Source organism: Umezawaea sp. (assembly GCF_057122925.1).
On record NZ_DBNGPQ010000186.1, the window covers coordinates 65167 to 80024 of the forward strand.

General features: G+C 72.0%; 16 protein-coding genes. 10 read left to right on the forward strand and 6 right to left on the reverse strand.

Annotation, left to right across the window (positions count from 1 at the left end; genetic code table 11):
- Positions 1–2: 2 nt before the first annotated feature.
- Both AC156L_RS41360 and AC156L_RS41365 read right to left on the reverse strand, forming a co-directional pair.
- On the reverse strand, positions 3–2039 hold the full coding sequence (locus AC156L_RS41360; RefSeq protein WP_414719997.1) for an ATP-dependent DNA helicase: 2037 nt from the start codon (positions 2037–2039) through the stop codon (positions 3–5).
- A gap of 428 nt (positions 2040–2467) precedes the next feature.
- Positions 2468–3043, reverse strand: coding sequence for a biotin transporter BioY (locus AC156L_RS41365; RefSeq protein ID WP_330878431.1), 576 nt, complete (start codon positions 3041–3043; stop codon positions 2468–2470).
- 238 nt (positions 3044–3281) lie between these two features.
- Between AC156L_RS41365 and AC156L_RS41370 the strand changes: the two genes are divergently transcribed.
- From AC156L_RS41370 to AC156L_RS41380, 3 genes are all read left to right on the forward strand, one after another.
- Positions 3282–5147, forward strand: a complete 1866-nt coding sequence (locus AC156L_RS41370) for a translation factor GTPase family protein (RefSeq protein WP_330878430.1) — start codon at positions 3282–3284, stop codon at positions 5145–5147.
- Positions 5148–5685: 538 nt separating this feature from the next.
- Positions 5686–6855 carry a non-hydrolyzing UDP-N-acetylglucosamine 2-epimerase gene (gene wecB, locus AC156L_RS41375; protein WP_330878429.1) on the forward strand — a complete coding sequence of 390 codons (1170 nt, stop codon included), beginning with the start codon at positions 5686–5688 and terminating at the stop codon, positions 6853–6855.
- A 202-nt stretch (positions 6856–7057) separates the two neighbouring features.
- On the forward strand, positions 7058–7717 hold the full coding sequence (locus tag AC156L_RS41380) for a hypothetical protein (protein WP_330878428.1): 660 nt from the start codon (positions 7058–7060) through the stop codon (positions 7715–7717).
- A 1-nt stretch (position 7718) separates the two neighbouring features.
- Here the strand turns inward: AC156L_RS41380 and AC156L_RS41385 are convergent, their stop codons facing one another.
- On the reverse strand, positions 7719–8288 hold the full coding sequence (locus AC156L_RS41385; protein ID WP_330878427.1) for an isochorismatase family protein: 570 nt from the start codon (positions 8286–8288) through the stop codon (positions 7719–7721).
- Positions 8289–8300: 12 nt separating this feature from the next.
- Positions 8301–9626, reverse strand: coding sequence for a nicotinate phosphoribosyltransferase (locus AC156L_RS41390; RefSeq protein WP_330878435.1), 1326 nt, complete (start codon positions 9624–9626; stop codon positions 8301–8303).
- Positions 9627–9693: 67 nt separating this feature from the next.
- Here AC156L_RS41390 and clpS point away from each other — a divergent pair, with 67 nt between their 5' ends.
- From clpS to AC156L_RS41425, 7 genes are read left to right on the forward strand one after another with little or no spacing between them, the layout of a single operon-like run.
- A complete protein-coding gene (clpS, locus tag AC156L_RS41395; protein ID WP_330878426.1) occupies positions 9694–9993 on the forward strand; it encodes an ATP-dependent Clp protease adapter ClpS in 300 nt (99 codons plus the stop codon).
- On the forward strand, positions 9990–10547 hold the full coding sequence (locus tag AC156L_RS41400) for a DUF2017 domain-containing protein (RefSeq protein ID WP_330878425.1): 558 nt from the start codon (positions 9990–9992) through the stop codon (positions 10545–10547). The genes clpS and AC156L_RS41400 overlap by 4 nt, the downstream gene beginning before the upstream one ends.
- A complete protein-coding gene (locus tag AC156L_RS41405; protein ID WP_330878424.1) occupies positions 10544–11158 on the forward strand; it encodes a P1 family peptidase in 615 nt (204 codons plus the stop codon). Before AC156L_RS41400 ends, AC156L_RS41405 begins: the two co-directional genes overlap by 4 nt.
- Positions 11159–11210: 52 nt before the next feature.
- Complete coding sequence (locus AC156L_RS41410) at positions 11211–11666, forward strand: M67 family metallopeptidase (protein ID WP_330878423.1); 456 nt, start codon at positions 11211–11213, stop codon at positions 11664–11666.
- Positions 11667–11716: 50 nt separating this feature from the next.
- Positions 11717–11989 carry a MoaD/ThiS family protein gene (locus tag AC156L_RS41415; RefSeq protein ID WP_259621555.1) on the forward strand — a complete coding sequence of 91 codons (273 nt, stop codon included), beginning with the start codon at positions 11717–11719 and terminating at the stop codon, positions 11987–11989.
- Positions 11990–11995: 6 nt separating this feature from the next.
- Positions 11996–12946, forward strand: a complete 951-nt coding sequence (locus tag AC156L_RS41420) for a PLP-dependent cysteine synthase family protein (RefSeq protein ID WP_330878422.1) — start codon at positions 11996–11998, stop codon at positions 12944–12946.
- 5 nt (positions 12947–12951) lie between these two features.
- Complete coding sequence (locus AC156L_RS41425) at positions 12952–13713, forward strand: endonuclease/exonuclease/phosphatase family protein (protein WP_330878421.1); 762 nt, start codon at positions 12952–12954, stop codon at positions 13711–13713.
- Here AC156L_RS41425 and AC156L_RS41430 read toward each other — a convergent pair.
- The gene (locus tag AC156L_RS41430) at positions 13710–14495 is read right to left on the reverse strand and encodes an inositol monophosphatase family protein (protein ID WP_330878420.1); all 786 of its coding nucleotides are present in this window, start codon (positions 14493–14495) and stop codon (positions 13710–13712) included. The two genes, AC156L_RS41425 and AC156L_RS41430, sit on opposite strands and share 4 nt — an antisense overlap.
- On the reverse strand, positions 14488–14858 hold a 371-nt coding region (locus tag AC156L_RS41435; protein ID WP_484407823.1), incomplete at its 5' end, for a hypothetical protein. The genes AC156L_RS41435 and AC156L_RS41430, both read right to left, overlap by 8 nt.

Below are 14858 nucleotides of genomic sequence, written 5' to 3' on the forward strand. Positions count from 1 at the left end.
CGCTACTTCCCGGCTTCCACGGCCGCGTCCAGGCGCTTCAGCGCCGCCCGCACGACCTCGGGGTCGTACGTGGTCCAGTACGGCGGGAGCGACGCCCGCAGGAACCCGCCGTAGCGGGCGGTCGCGAGCCTCGGGTCGAGGATCGCCACGACCCCCTTGTCGTTCATCGACCGCAGCAGCCGCCCGGCGCCCTGCGCCAGCAGGAGCGCGGCGTGCGTCGCCGCGACCGTCAGGAACCCGTTGCCGCCGCGCTCGGACACGGCCTTCTGCCTGGCCGACGCCAGCGGATCGTCGGGGCGGGGGAACGGGATCCGGTCCATGACCACGAGTTGCAGCGAGGGGCCGGGCACGTCCACGCCCTGCCACAGCGACAGCGTGCCGAACAGGCAGCTCCTCGGGTCCTCGGCGAACTTCTTCACCAGCTGCCCGGTGGCGTCGTCGCCCTGGCAGAACACGGTGTACTCCACCTTGTCCCGCAACGCCTCCGCGGCGGCCTTGGCCGCGCGCATCGACGAGAACAGGCCCAGGGTGCGCCCGCCCGCCGCGTTGACCAGACCTTCGATCTCGTCCACGTAGGACGGTGGCAGGCCGTCGCGGCCGGGAGGCGGGAGGTGCCGCGCCACGTACAGGATCCCGCTGCTGCCGTGCTGGAACGGGGAACCCACGTCCAAGCCGGTCCAGCGGATGGGGGCCGAGTCGGACGGCGGTTCCTTCTCGGTCGCGGTGCCCTCGGCCCTGCGGTTCTGGGAGGACGCCGGGAGACCCCACTGGCGGGCGAGCGTGTCGAACGTGCCGCCCAGCGTCAGCGTCGCCGACGTCAACACGGTGGTGCGCTTGCCGAACAGCTTCTCGCGCAGCAGGCCGCCCACGCCCAACGGGGCGACGCGGAGGGTCGGCGCACGGCCCCGGTCGGCGAAGTCGCCGGACACCCAGACGACGTCGCGCTCGTCGTCGAACGCGTCGAGGATCCGCACGGCCCCGTCGTGGACCTCCTCCAGCAGCGACAGCGCCAGCTTGCGGTTGGTCGCGCCCTCGACGTCCTCCTTGCGCTCCGGGCCGAGCGAGGAGATGCACGCGTGCGAGGCGTCCCGCACCGCCGCGAGGGTGCCCGCCAGCGCGCGCGGCAGCTCGTCCATGCGCCCGACCGGCAGGTCCTCCAGCAGCATCGCCAGGCCCTCACTGGCCTCGACCATCCGGTCGGCGACGCTCTGGTCGATCAGCCTGCCGCACCGGCGCGCCGCTGACGCGATGGCCGCCGCGCTCAGCTCCTCGGTGGCCACGGACGTGACCCGGTCCACCAGGTCGTGCGCCTCGTCGATCACGACCACGTCGTGCTCCGGGAGGACCTGGAAACCCTCGATGGCGTCGATCGCGAGCATCGCGTGGTTGGTCACCACCACGTCGGCCTTGCCCGCCTCGGCGCGGGCGCGTTCGGCGAAGCAGTCGACGCCGATGGGGCACTTCGCCACGCCCAGGCACTCCCGCGCGGTGACGGAGACCTGCTTCCACGCCTGCTCCGTGACGCCGGGGACCAGCTCGTCGCGGTCGCCCGTCTCGGTCTCCGAGGACCACTCGTGGAGGCGCTTCACCTCGCGGCCGAGGCGGGAGACCGCGAACGGGTCGAAGAGGGCGCCGTCGTCCGGCTCCTCCGGGGCGCCGGAGTGCAGGCGGTGCATGCACAGGTAGTTGCGGCGACCCTTGAGGATGGCGAAGTTGGGTTCGCGGCCCAGTTCCTTCTTGAGCGCCTTCGAGAGGCGGGGGAGGTCGCGGTCCACCAGTTGGCGCTGGAGCGCGATCGTGGCCGTGGAGATCACGACCGTCGCCTCCTCGGCCACGGCGTGGCGGAGGGAGGGGACCAGGTAGGCCAAGGACTTCCCGGTGCCGGTGCCCGCCTGCACGGCGAGGTGCTCGCCGGTGCGGATGGAGTGGTCCACCGCCTCGGCCATCTCGACCTGGCCCTGGCGTTCGGCCCCGCCTACCGAGGTGACGGCGGTGGCTAGCAGGGCTCGGGTGTCGGGGATCGCGGTCTTGGCGGGCACACCGGAGAAGGTACCCGGAGGGGGTGACGGTTTTGCGGTTGGTGGGGTTCGGGGGGTGCTGGTTCCGGGGGACCCGGTGGTTGCTGGTTCGGGGGACCCGGTGGCCGCTGGTTGCGGTGGATCGGGGTGCTGCCGGTCTGTCTGAACGGGTGCCTGCCGGTTCGTCGGATCGGGGTGCTGGTCCGTGGATCGGGCTGCTGCCGGTCCGTGGGATCCGGGTGCTGCCGGTCCCAGCGGGGTGGCCGATGTGACTCGGGGACCCCTCGATCTGCCCCTTTGACCGGGCTCAAGGGCAGGTGGTGACCACCTGCCCGATCCACCAGGGCAAGGGGCAAATCCCCCGAGCAAACTCGGCCTTGGTTCAGGGAAGGCCCTGCGTTGCCCTTGCTGGGTCTTTGTTGGCCTGTGTTGGGTCTTTGTCGTGGTGGCTACTTGGTGCGGCGGACGAGTGCCCAGGCTGCTGGGAGCAGGCCTGCTGCCGCGGCCACCTTGAGGGCGTCGCCCAGCAGGAACGGGATCACGCCCACCGCCAGTGCCCTGCTGAGGTTGATGTCCACCGCCGCCATGAGCCACGGGACGCCGAAGGCGTAGATGACCAGGTTGCCGAGGATCATGGTGCCCACCGTGCGCAGCGGGGTTCGGTCTCCTCCGCGGCCTGCCAGGGTGCCCACCAGGGCTCCTGCGAAGACGAAGCCGACGACGTAGCCGAGGGAGGCCGGGGCGCCCGATGCTCCACCCTGGAACCAGGGGACGCCTGCCGCGCCCGCGATCAGGTAGAGGAGCATGGACGTCGCTCCGCGTCGCCAGCCCAGCGAGGCTCCCACCAGCAGCGCGGCGAAGGTCTGGCCGGTGATCGGTACCGGGCTGCCCGGCACCGGGAAGGCGATCTGGGCGGCCGCACCGGTCAGCACGGCGCCCCCGATGACCAGCGCCACGTCTCGGGCGATGGAGCCGGGCACGAAGTCGGCCAGTACCGCACGGCGGGGAATGGCTAGCACGGACACGGAGACCTCCCGGTGTGGTCGCGGCAACGTCAAGGCAGGTTAACCGGGGGTTGGGGCTCGGAGCCCCGTCCGCATCGACAAGTTGCGAACCTCACGCTCGTCGGGGGCCGGTTATTCGGTTGCGGTCGTTGCTACCTTCGAGTTTTGGTCGCCGATTCTGGGAGAGACGGCATGTCCCGAAAGACCTGTGTTGCGCCGGTTCCGCACGTGACGACCGAACACAGGGGACACGCACGTCATGAAGACCGTGAACATCGGGATCCTCGCCCATGTTGACGCCGGGAAGACCAGCCTGACCGAACGGCTGCTGCACGCCACGGGGGTCATCGACCACGTGGGCAGCGTCGACCGCGGCGACACCCAGACCGACACCGACGACCTGGAACGTCGACGGGGCATCACGATCCGCTCGGCGGTCGTGAGCTTCACCGTCGACGACGTCAAGGTCAACCTGATCGACACCCCCGGCCACCCGGACTTCATCTCCGAGGTGGAACGGGCCCTCGCCGTGCTCGACGGCGTGGTCCTCGTCGTCTCGGCGGTGGAGGGCGTCCAGGCCCACACCCGACTCCTCATGCGCACCCTCGTCAGGCTCGGGATGCCCGTGCTGGTGTTCGTGAACAAGATCGACCGCCGCGGCGCGCGGTACCTGGTGCCCGACCTGCGCGCGCTGGCGTCGGGGATCGTCCCGCTGAGCACCGTGTCCGCCATCGGGAGCGCGGACGCCTCCCCGGTGCCGCGCGGGTTCGCCGCCGACCTGGCCGAGCACGACGACACGTTCCTGGCGCGGTACCTCGACACCACCCTCACCTACGACGACTGCCGGGCCGAGCTGGCCAGGCAGGCCACCACCGGTCGTCTGCACCCGGTGTTCTTCGGCTCGGCCGTGACCGGGGCCGGGGTGCCGGAACTGGTCGACGGCATCACGCGGTACTTCCCGCTCAACTCCCCTTCGGACGGTCTGCGCGCGACCGTGTTCAAGATCGACCGCGACGGCACCGCCTACGTGCGCCTGCACTCCGGCACGCTCGCGCCGCGCACCCGGGTCGACCACTACCGCGGCGACACCCGGTCCACCGGCCGCACGACCGGGGTCTCGGTGTTCGACCGCGGTGCCCGGTGCCGGGACGGTGCGGCGTCCTCCGGTGACATCGCGAAGGTCCGGGGCCTGCGCGGCATCCGCATCGGGGACCAGTTGGGCGCCCCGCACGCCTTCACCGACCACGGCCTCTTCGCCCCGCCGACCCTGGAGACCGTGGTCAGCTCGCCGTCACCCGGCCTGTACGAGGCGCTGGAGCGGTTGTCCGAACAGGACCCGTTCATCAACGTCCGCAAGGGGGCGGACATCGTCGTGTCGCTGTACGGCGAGGTCCAGAAGGAGGTCATCGCGGCCACGCTCGCCGACGAGTACGGCATCCCGGTGGACTTCGCCCCCACCAGCGTCGTGTGCGTGGAACACCCGGTCGGCACGGGTGAGTCGCTGGCGGAGATGGGGCCGGACAACCCCTTCGTCGCCACCATCGGCCTCCGCGTGGAGCCGGGTGCGGGGCGTTCGTACGGGATGGAGGTCGAACTGGGCTGCCTCCCGCTGGCGTTCCACAAGGCCATCGAGGACACGGTCCTGGCGACGCTCGACCAGGGTCTGCGCGGCTGGGCGGTCCACGACGTCCGCGTGACCCTCACCCACGCCGCCTACTCCAGCCCGGTGTCGGTCGCGGCCGACTTCCGCAACCTGACGCCGTTGGTGCTGGTGGAAGCCCTGCGCCGGGCCGGGACCACGGTGCTCGAACCCGTCGCCCGCTTCGACCTGGAGGTGCCGGCCGACACCGCCGGGCCCGTCCTGGCCGCCCTCGCGGCCCACGGCGCGGTGCCGGACACCGTCACCGCGGCGGACCCGACCTGCCTCGTGGACGGCACCATCCCGCTGCGCACCGTCCAGGAGTTCACGCGGGTGCTGCCGGGCCTGAGCCACGGGTCCGGTGTGCTCGTCAGCCGCTTCGACAGCCACCGGCCGGTGGTGGGCGTGCCGCCGCGCAGGCAGCGGACCGACGGCAACCCGCTGGACAGCAAGGAGTACCTGCTGCACGTGGTGAGGCGGGTCTAGGGCACGGGGGCGGGGGTGACAGTGACGCTCTGCCCAGATCGGGTTGCTGGTCGCACAGGAATGTCGAGCCTTCTGCGCGGGTAGATCCCGATCGCGTCGATTCCACTTTCGGGTTGGGACGTGCCCGGCGTCGTCCCAGCCCGGCCACCCGAGGGCGTCCGGTGCCGAGCCGACCGGGAAACGCCCGAAAGAGTCACCTGAAGGGCCATCGGTCAGGTTTGCGCTGGTCATTACCCCCGGATCGGGTGATGAGAAACCTCCTTCACGGCCAGGTCATCGACTTTGGGTGGCCCCTGCTGGGCGAAGTGGGTACACGCCGTCACTCCTTACGGGCAGTAACCCTTAATCCGACGGGGTGTCCGCCGATGGTGAGTTGCCAGCCGCACGAGTTGTGGAGAGCACCGCCCCGCCGCGAGGAGGCACGTCCACGACCCGATCGGCCCAGGAGCGCCCGAACGCGCGTCGCGCCGCACCCGGTAGCCAGCGGACGGTCCGGCCCGCCCCCGCCGGACCGTCCGCACCCCCCGAGAGGAGAACGGTGACCAAGGAAATCCTGCTGCTGGCCGGTACGAGGCCGGAGGCGGTGAAGATCGCCCCCGTCGCGCTCGCGCTGGCGGGCCACGCGGTGCTCAGGCCGACGATCGTCCACAGCGGACAGCACAGCGAGATGGTCGACCAGGCCCTCGACGCGTTCGGGCTCGTGGCGGACGTGGTGCTGGACGTGCCGCGGTGCGGCGGCGAGGCCGAGCTGGTCGCGGGCCTGCTGCCGGAGTTCGACCGGGTGCTGGCCGAACGCGCCCCCGCCGCCGTCGTGGTGCAGGGCGACACGTCGACCACGCTGGCGGGCGCGCTCGCCGCGTTCTGGCGCGGGATCCCCGTGGCGCACCTGGAAGCGGGGCTGCGAACGGGTGACCTGGCCGGGCCGTTCCCCGAGGAGGGGACCCGGCAGATGATCTCCCGGATCGCCTCGCTGCACCTCGCGCCGACGGACGAGGCGGCCAGCGCGCTGAGCGCGGAGCACCCGCCGGGCAGCGACATCGTGGTCACCGGCAACACCGTCGTGGACGCCGTGGTGCGGGTCGCCGCGGCGGGCCTGCCCGCCAGGGACCCCGACCTGGCGGCGCTGGAGCGGGAGCTGGACGTGACCGGCGGCAGGATGGTGCTGGTCACGGCGCACCGCCGGGAGTCCTGGGGCGCGCCGCTGCACCGCGTGCTCACGGCCGTGCGCGCCATCGCCGACCGGCACCCCGACGTCGTCGTCCTGCTGCCCGCGCACCCGAACCCCGTGGTGCGCGCCCAGGTCCGCGAGGTCCTCGACGGCCACCGCCGGATCGTGATCACCGAACCGCTGGACTACTCCGACCTGGTCCGAGCCCTGGCCCGCGCCTCGCTCGTGCTGACCGACTCCGGCGGCATCCAGGAGGAGGCGCCGTCGTTCGGCGTGCCCGTGCTGGTGCTGCGCGACTCGACCGAGCGCACGGCGGCGGTGGACGCGGGCAGCGCGTGGGTCGTCGGCACCGACCCGACCCGCATCATGGCCGAGGCGGGCTGGGTGCTCGGCTCGCGGCTGCGGCTCCCGCTGGGCCGCAACCCGTTCGGCGACGGGCTCGCGGCCGGGCGCGTGCGGGCCGCGCTGGAGCGGCTGCTGGGGCTGGCCCCTGTCACCAGGCCGATCCGCTGGCGCGACCAGTTGGCCGTCAGCGGGTGAGGATTCCGGCAACTGCCGTGACAACCAGCGCGCGGTGAACTCGGTCGGGTACAGCAGTTCCCCCAACGAGTGACATGGGGTGCCGAGCTGTTAGCGGTAGACCCATCCCCGATCAATCATTCGACGAGGGGTGGAGCCGCCGGTGTTCGGCACTCAGCGGACCTGAACGGCTTTCGGGGGAACTGTGGAAGGGGAACACCAGATGAACAGCACCACCGCACGCCGTGCGGGAGTGGTGGCGTTCGGGATCGTCGCCGGACTCGTCGCGTCGGCCGCGCCCGCGCTGGCCGCCAACCCCGCCGGAGCCGCCTCGCTGGGCTTCGTCGAGTTCAGCAAGGCGGGCAGGAAGGCCTCGGTGCCGCCCCAGGCGCCGTGCTCCGTGGACGGTCCGACGTCGAACTCCGCGCAGGCCGTGACCGACCAGCCCGGCGTCAAGTTCGGCGGCGGCACGACGTCGTGCACGACCAGGGTGGTCACGGACGACACCACCGAGTCGACGTCCGAGGCCAACGGGCAGGCGTTCGAGCTGTCCGCGCTGGTCTCCGAGGGCGGTCCCAGGCTGAAGATCGGGTCCTGGAAGGCCGTGTGCGTCGGCAAGGAGTCGGGCACGGACGCGGGCTGGCAGCTGGGTGGCCTCTCCGGCTTCACCGACCTGCCCGCCCAGATCCCGACGAACCACGTGCACCGGGTCAAGAGGTCCGACGGCGTCGTGCTCGCGAACGTGACCTTCAGCGAGGTCGTGCTGCCCGAGCCGAACGACGGCGGCATCGCCATCAACGCCGTGCACTTCCGCTTCACGCCCGAGTCGGGCGTGACCGGTGAGATCGTCCTCGGCGCGGCGGCCTGTTCGCCGACGCCGTAGCTCAGCCGACGCGGGGGTCGCCGCGCAGGACGACCCCCGCGTCCCGCAACCTCCCCAGCGCACCGTCCACGGTGGCCGCCGAGACGCCGGCGGTCAGGTCCAGCAGCACGGTCGTCGCGAACCCGGCCCGCGCGGCGTCGATCGCGGTCGCCCGCACGCAGTGGTCCGTCGCGATGCCGACGACGTCGACCTGCTCCACGCCCCGCTCCCGCAGCCAGTCCACGAGCTGCTCGCCGCCGCCGCTGCTGCCCTCGAAACCGGAGTAGGCGGCCTCGTACGCGCCCTTGGAGAACACCGCCTGCACGGCCGTGACGTCCAGTTCCGGGTGGAACGACGCACCCGGCGTGCCCGCGACGCAGTGCACCGGCCACGAGTCGACGAAGTCGGGCGTCTCGCTGAAGTGGCCGCCGGGGTCGACGTGGTAGTCCCTGGTCGCGACGACGTGGTCGTAGTCGCCCTCCGCGATGTGCGCGGACACCGCCGCCGCGACGGCCGCGCCACCGGCCACCGCCAACGACCCGCCCTCGCAGAAGTCGTTCTGCACGTCCACGACGATCAGCGCCTTGGTCACCGGAGCTCTCCTCTACAGAAACGTCGTCGGGATGGCGGGCTCGCCGCGGGACAGCTTCAAGCCCTCCCACGGAACGGTGACGAGCGCCGCCCGCAGCAGTTCGCGGCTCTGGGCCAGCGTGGGCACCTGGTCGGTCGGTTGTCCATCGCGCAACAGGGGGACCTGGAGCAGCCGGTCGTGCTCGCCGGTCTCCGGCTGCTCGCCGAACGGGAACACGACCTCCTCCAGGGCGGTCCCGGTCTCCTTGTGCCTGCGCAGCGCGCCCTTGCGACCGCCGCGCGACTCCTTGTGCGAGCTGCGCTTCGCGACCGGGCGGCCGTCGACCTCGACCAGCTTGTAGACCATGCCCGCCGTCGGGGCACCGGACCCGGTGACCAGCGACGTGCCGACGCCGTAGGAGTCGACCGGCTCGGCCCGCAGCGCGGCGATCGAGTACTCGTCCAGGTCGCCCGACACGACGATCCGGGTGTTCTTCGCGCCCAGGGAGTCCAGCTGCTCACGGGCCTGGCGGGCCAGCACGCCGAGGTCGCCGGAGTCGATCCGCACCGCGCCCAGCTCGGCGCCCGCGACCTTCACCGCGAGGGCGATGCCGTTGGTGATGTCGTAGGTGTCGACCAGCAGCGTGGTGTCGGCGCCGAGCGCCTCGACCTGGCTGCGGAACGCCTCCTCCTCCGTGTCGTGCAGCAGCGTGAAGGCGTGCGCGCACGTGCCCGCCGTCGGGATGCCGTGGCGGCGCCCGGCCTCCAGGTTCGACGTGGCCGTGAACCCGGCCAGGTACGCGGCCCGCGCGGACGACACGGCGGCTTCCTCGTGCGTGCGCCGGGAACCCATCTCGATCATCCGGCGGCCGTTCGCGGCGCCGACCATGCGCGCCGCGGCCGAGGCGATGGCGCTGTCGTGGTTCAGGACCGACAGGGCGAGGGTCTCCAGCACGACGCCCTCGGCGAACGAGGCCCGCACGGACAGCAGCGGCGAGCCGGGGAAGTACAGCTCGCCCTCGGGGTAGCCGTCGACCTCGCCGGTGAACCGGTAGTCGGCGAGCCACGCCAGCGTCCGCTCGTCCACGACGTTCGCCTCGGCGAGCTGGGTCAGCTCGGCCTCGCCGAAGCGGAAGTCCCGGATCGCGTCCAGCAGGCGGCCCGTCCCGGCGACCACGCCGTAGCGCCTGCCCTCGGGGAGCCTTCGGGCGAACACCTCGAAGACGCAGGGCCGGTCCGCCGCGCCGTCGCGCAGCGCGGCGGCCAGCATCGTCAGCTCGTAGTGGTCGGTGAGCAGCGCGGTCGACATGGTTCGAGAGCCTAAGCGGGTCCTGCTCCGCTGCGCAGCGGATGGCTCTATGGAGTGCGCCACGGTTAGTCGCCCCTCGGGGCGCCACCGGAGCGTGGGCCATGACACCATTGGCGGTATGACCACGCCCGTCGAGCATGAACGGACGCAGGTGCAACCGGAAGGCGTGGAGGTCCGCGCCGAGGACAGGCCATGGCAGGCGGTGGTCTGGAACGACCCGGTGAACCTGATGTCCTACGTGACGTACGTGTTCCAGAAGCTGTTCGGCTACAGCAGGGACCAGGCGACCAAGTTGATGTTGGACGTGCACCACAAGGGCCGGGCGATCGTGTCCTCGGGGACCAAGGACAAGGTCGAGGTCGACGTGAAGAAGCTGCACGCCGCGGGCCTCTGGGCGACCATGCAGCGCGCGTCGTGAAGAAGTGGAGCCGCGACGGCGACATCGTTGTCGGCCGTTTCGACCGCCAGGAGGCGGCCGTCGTGCGCGGACTGGTCAGCCAGATCCAGGACATGCTGATGGCACGTGCCGAGGAAGCGCCGCAGGACGAGCTGTCCGAGCTGACGGGCATCCGAACAGGTCCGTCGACAGCGCCGGACGACCCGATCCTGGGCAGGCTGCTGCCCGACTTCCACCGCCTCGACCCGGACGCGCCCGACCCCGGTGACCTCGACTCGGCCGCCGCGCTGCGCTCGCTGCACGAGCCGGAGCTGCTGGACCTCAAGACCGGGGTCGCGGGTGTAGTGCTGGACACCTGCCCGCCCGACGGCGGCGAGGTCCGGTTGCGGCCCGAGCAGGCCGAGGCGTGGCTGGCGTCGCTGAACGACGTGCGGCTCGCCCTGGGCACGGCCCTGGACGTGAACGACGAGATGCCGGAGGAACTGCCCCCGGACGACCCGCGCTCACCGCACCTCGGCGTCTACCACTGGTTGACCTGGGTGCAGGAGACGCTCGTCGAAGCCGTCATGGCGTGATCGGCGGCCTGTTCGTCGGCCGCTCCGGCGGCGTGACCGTCGTGCTGGCGCCCTGGGGCGCGGCGGCGGGCGTCGACACCCGCGGCGCGCCGCTCGGCACGCGGGAACTGGACCTGCTCGACCCGCCGAACCTCGTGCGGCGGGTGCACGGCGTGTGCGTGCCGTCCGGCGGCCCGAGGGGGCTGGCCGCCGTGGACGGCGTCGTGCGGTGGCTCGCCGAGCGGAACCACGGCCTCCCGGTCGGGTCCGAGCCGCACCAGGTCGTGCCGCTCGTGCCCGCCGCCGCGGTGCCCGGCGGTGCCCCGTCGACTTCGGACGACGGGTACGCCGCGTGCACGGCGCCGGTGGAGTGCGGGCCGCCGGTGACCGTCGGCGAGCACACCATCGGCGGGTTCGCCCTGGCGGGCGTGGGCGTGATCGCCACGGACGCCGTCCTGAGCAAGGCCGAGTGCCGCCGGATCGCCGTCTCCGCCCACGACGGCCTGGTCCGCGCGGGCCACCGGGGAGGGGCGACGGTGTTCGTCCTCGCCACGGGTGTGGACGGCGTGACGTCCCCGGTGGACCTGAACCAGCTCTGCACGGCCGCACCGGACCTGTTCGCCCCGGTGTAGGTGCGCGTTCTCACAACGCGGGACACCTTCCCCCACCACGTAGGATGGACGTGTGTTGGTGATTCGCCGTGACCTGGTGGACGCGATGGTGGCGCACGCCCGTCGCGACCACCCGGATGAGGCATGCGGGCAGATCGCGGGGCCCGAGGGATCGGACCGCCCCGAGCGGTTCGTCCCCATGCTGAACGCCGAGCGCTCGCCGACCTTCTACCGCTTCGACGCGACCGAGCAGCTCAAGGTGCACCGGGAGATGGAGCGCAACGACGAGGTGCCGGTGGTCGTGTACCACTCGCACACGGCCACCGAGCCGTACCCGTCGCGCACCGACATCTCCTACGCCCAGGAGCCGGACGCGCACTACGTGCTGATCGGCACCGCGGACCCGGACGAGCACGAGCTGCGCTCCTACCGGATCGTCGACGGCGTCGTGACCGAGGAGCCGGTGCAGGTCGTCGAGTCGTACATGTTCGCCCACACCGGTGTAGACGACACCCCCGACGGCTCCTGAGCGCCGTCCCGCGCTCGTTCGCAGTCCCGTCCTCTCTCGGAGGTTCTCGCATGGCCATCACCGTTTCCATCCCCACCATCCTGCGCACCCACACCGGTGGTCAGAAGTCCGTCGAGGCAGCGGGCACGACGCTCGCGCAGGTCATCGACGACCTGGAGGCCAACCACGGCGGGCTGAAGTCGCGCCTGGTCAAGGAGGGCACGCTGCACCGCTTCGTGAACGTCTACGTCAACGACGAGGACGTCCGCTTCTCCGGTGGGCTCGACGCGGCCGTCAAGGACGGCGACAACGTGACGATCCTCCCGGCCGTCGCGGGGGGCTGACCACCCGTGGCCCGGTACGACTCGCTGCTCGACGCCCTCGGCGACACCCCGCTGATCGGTCTTCCCCGGCTGTCGCCGTCGGAGAACGTCCGCGTCTGGGCGAAGCTGGAGGACCGCAACCCGACCGGCTCGATCAAGGACCGCCCCGCGCTGGCCATGATCGAGGCGGCGGAGCGCGACGGGCAGCTCACGCCGGGCTGCACGATCCTGGAGCCGACCTCGGGCAACACCGGGATCTCGCTGGCCATGGCCGCCAAGCTCAAGGGCTACGGCCTGGTCTGCGTGATGCCGGAGAACACGTCGACGGAGCGCAAGCAGCTCCTCGCCGCGTACGGTGCCAGGATCGTCTACTCGCCCGCCGCGGGCGGCTCGAACCAGGCCGTGGCGACCGCGAAGGAACTGGCGAAGCAGAACCCGGACTGGGTGATGCTCTACCAGTACGGCAACCCGGCGAACGCGCTCGCGCACTACAACGGCACCGGCCCGGAGATCCTGCGCGACCTGCCGACCATCACGCACTTCGTGGCGGGCCTGGGCACGACGGGCACGCTCGTCGGCGTCGGCCGGTACCTCCGCGAGCACAAGCCGGACGTGCAGGTCGTCGCGGCCGAACCCCGCTACGGCGAACTCGTCTACGGCCTGCGCAACCTCGAAGAGGGCTTCGTGCCCGAGCTGTACGACGCGTCCGTGCTGACCGGCCGGTACTCGGTCGGCTCGTACGACGCCCTGCGCCGCACCCGCCAGCTGCTGGAGACCGAGGGCATCTTCGCGGGCATCTCGACCGGCGCCATCCTGCACGCGGCGCTCGCCGTCGCCGAGAAGGCGGCGGGCACGGGCGAACCGGCCGACGTGGTGTTCATCGTGGCCGACGCGGGCTGGAAGTACCTGTCCACGGGGGCGTACTCCGGCACCCTGGACGAGGCCTCGGAACGCCTCGACGGCCACCTCTGGGCCTGACCGGGATGGCGGTCGAGGTCACCTTCGCCACGTGGAACGTCGGCGGGGGCGTCACCGGCGCGTCGCACCAGCGCCACGGCGTTCCCGACCTGGACCACCACGCCGGTGTGCTCCGGCGGTTCTCCCCGGACGTCGTGTGCGTGCAGGAGGCCCACGAGTACGACCTGGGTCTCGGGCAGACGGCCGACCTCGCGGCGAGGGCCGGGTACCCGCACTCCGTCGCCGTGCCGATCAGCCCCTCCCACCTCGCCGACGACGCGCGCCTGTCGCTGGGGGTCCTGTCCCGGTACCCCGTCGCGGACCTCACCCACGTCCGGTTCGCCAACCCCGGACTGAGCGCGGTCGGTCCGTCCGGTGAGGACTGGTCCATCTACGACAAGGGTTACCTCAAGGCGACCGTGGTGATCGCGGGGCGGCCGGTGACCGTCGTGAACGCGCACTGCTTCCCGCTGCACCACTTCGGCGCGTCGCCGACGGAGGCGCGCTTCGCCCCGATGTGGGAGGCGTTCGGCCGTGACCTGCTGGCCACCGCCGCGGCGGCGCCGGTGCTCCTGGCCGTCGACCTGAACCACCCGTCCGTCGAGGACCTGCTGGGTGGCGTCGTGGGCGAGGGCGGGTACTCCACCGCGTTCCGGGACGTGCCGACGACCCCGAAGGGCGTTCAGCAGGACCACATCCTGCACTCCGGCGCGTTCCGGCTCCTCGACACCCGCGTGGTGCCCACCCTGGGCGACCACTCCTACTGCGACGCGCGACTGGCCTTCTAGGACGGGAGCAGCGGGAGCAGTTGGGTGGCGACGTCCGCGGACCGGGCGGCCACGAAGGAGATCGGGTCGCCGAACCGGTCGAAGTCCACAGCCAGCGGTCCGCCGTGGAGGTCCAGCACCACGCCGCCCGCCGATTCGACCAGGAACACCCCTCCACAGGTGTCGAGCACGCTGCCGCGGTGGCACAGGACCGCGTCGATCGACCCGTTCGCCAGCAGCGCGAGGTCCAGCGACGGCGCCCACAGGTTCACCACCCGCTTGCACGTGGAGGCGAGGGTCTTCGTCACCTGCTCGGTCCACGCCTGGCCGTCGGCCGAGTAGTTCGTGACCACCGAGACGGTGGCGCGGGAGAAGTCCGTCGCCACGCGGACCGACGGCACGAACCCGTGTGCGGCCGTGGCGCTGAAGTCCCGGCCGCCGATCGGGTCGAAGATGGACGTGAGCACGACGTCCCGGCCGTGGACCAGGGAGATCGCCGTCGAGAAGTGCGCGATCCCGTAGCCGAAGTTGTTGCTGCCGTCGATCGGGTCGACGACCCAGACGTGCTCGGCCGCAGGCCAGGCGCCGCCCGGCTCCTCCTCGGTGACCCGGCCGTACGACGGGAACCCGTGCGCCAGTTCGTCGAGGACGATGCGCTGCGCGACCAGGTCCGCCCGGAGCTGGACGTCGTTGTTGCCCTTGAAGCGCACGACGTCGCGCCGGCCGAACTGGGAGCGGATCGCGTGCCCGGCCTTGCGCCCCGCCGCGCGGGCGACGGCGAGCTGCCGGTCCAGGTCACTCATCGGCGGTTCGCTCCCGTGCTCGCGGCTGCCGCCGGATCTTGTACTCCTCCGCGAGGATCGCGGGCCCGACCGCCCCGGCGGCCGTGGCCAGCACGCTCGCCACGGCGGGCCACAGCTTCGCGATCCCCTGGTTGGCCACCAGGGCTTGCAGCACACCGAACTGCGCGAGCGCGAGCAGCACCACCCCGACGGTCAGCACCGACATCCACGCCGTGGTCACCCAGCTGCGGTGGGGCCGTGCGGGCCGGGCGCTCCGCGACCGCTCCGGGACCTGGAGGAACGCCTGGCGGAGAGCGGCCCGCTCCCGGTCCAGGTGCGGTCGGGCGATCAGCGCGGCCACGCTGCGGTCGCTCGTCCGCAGCA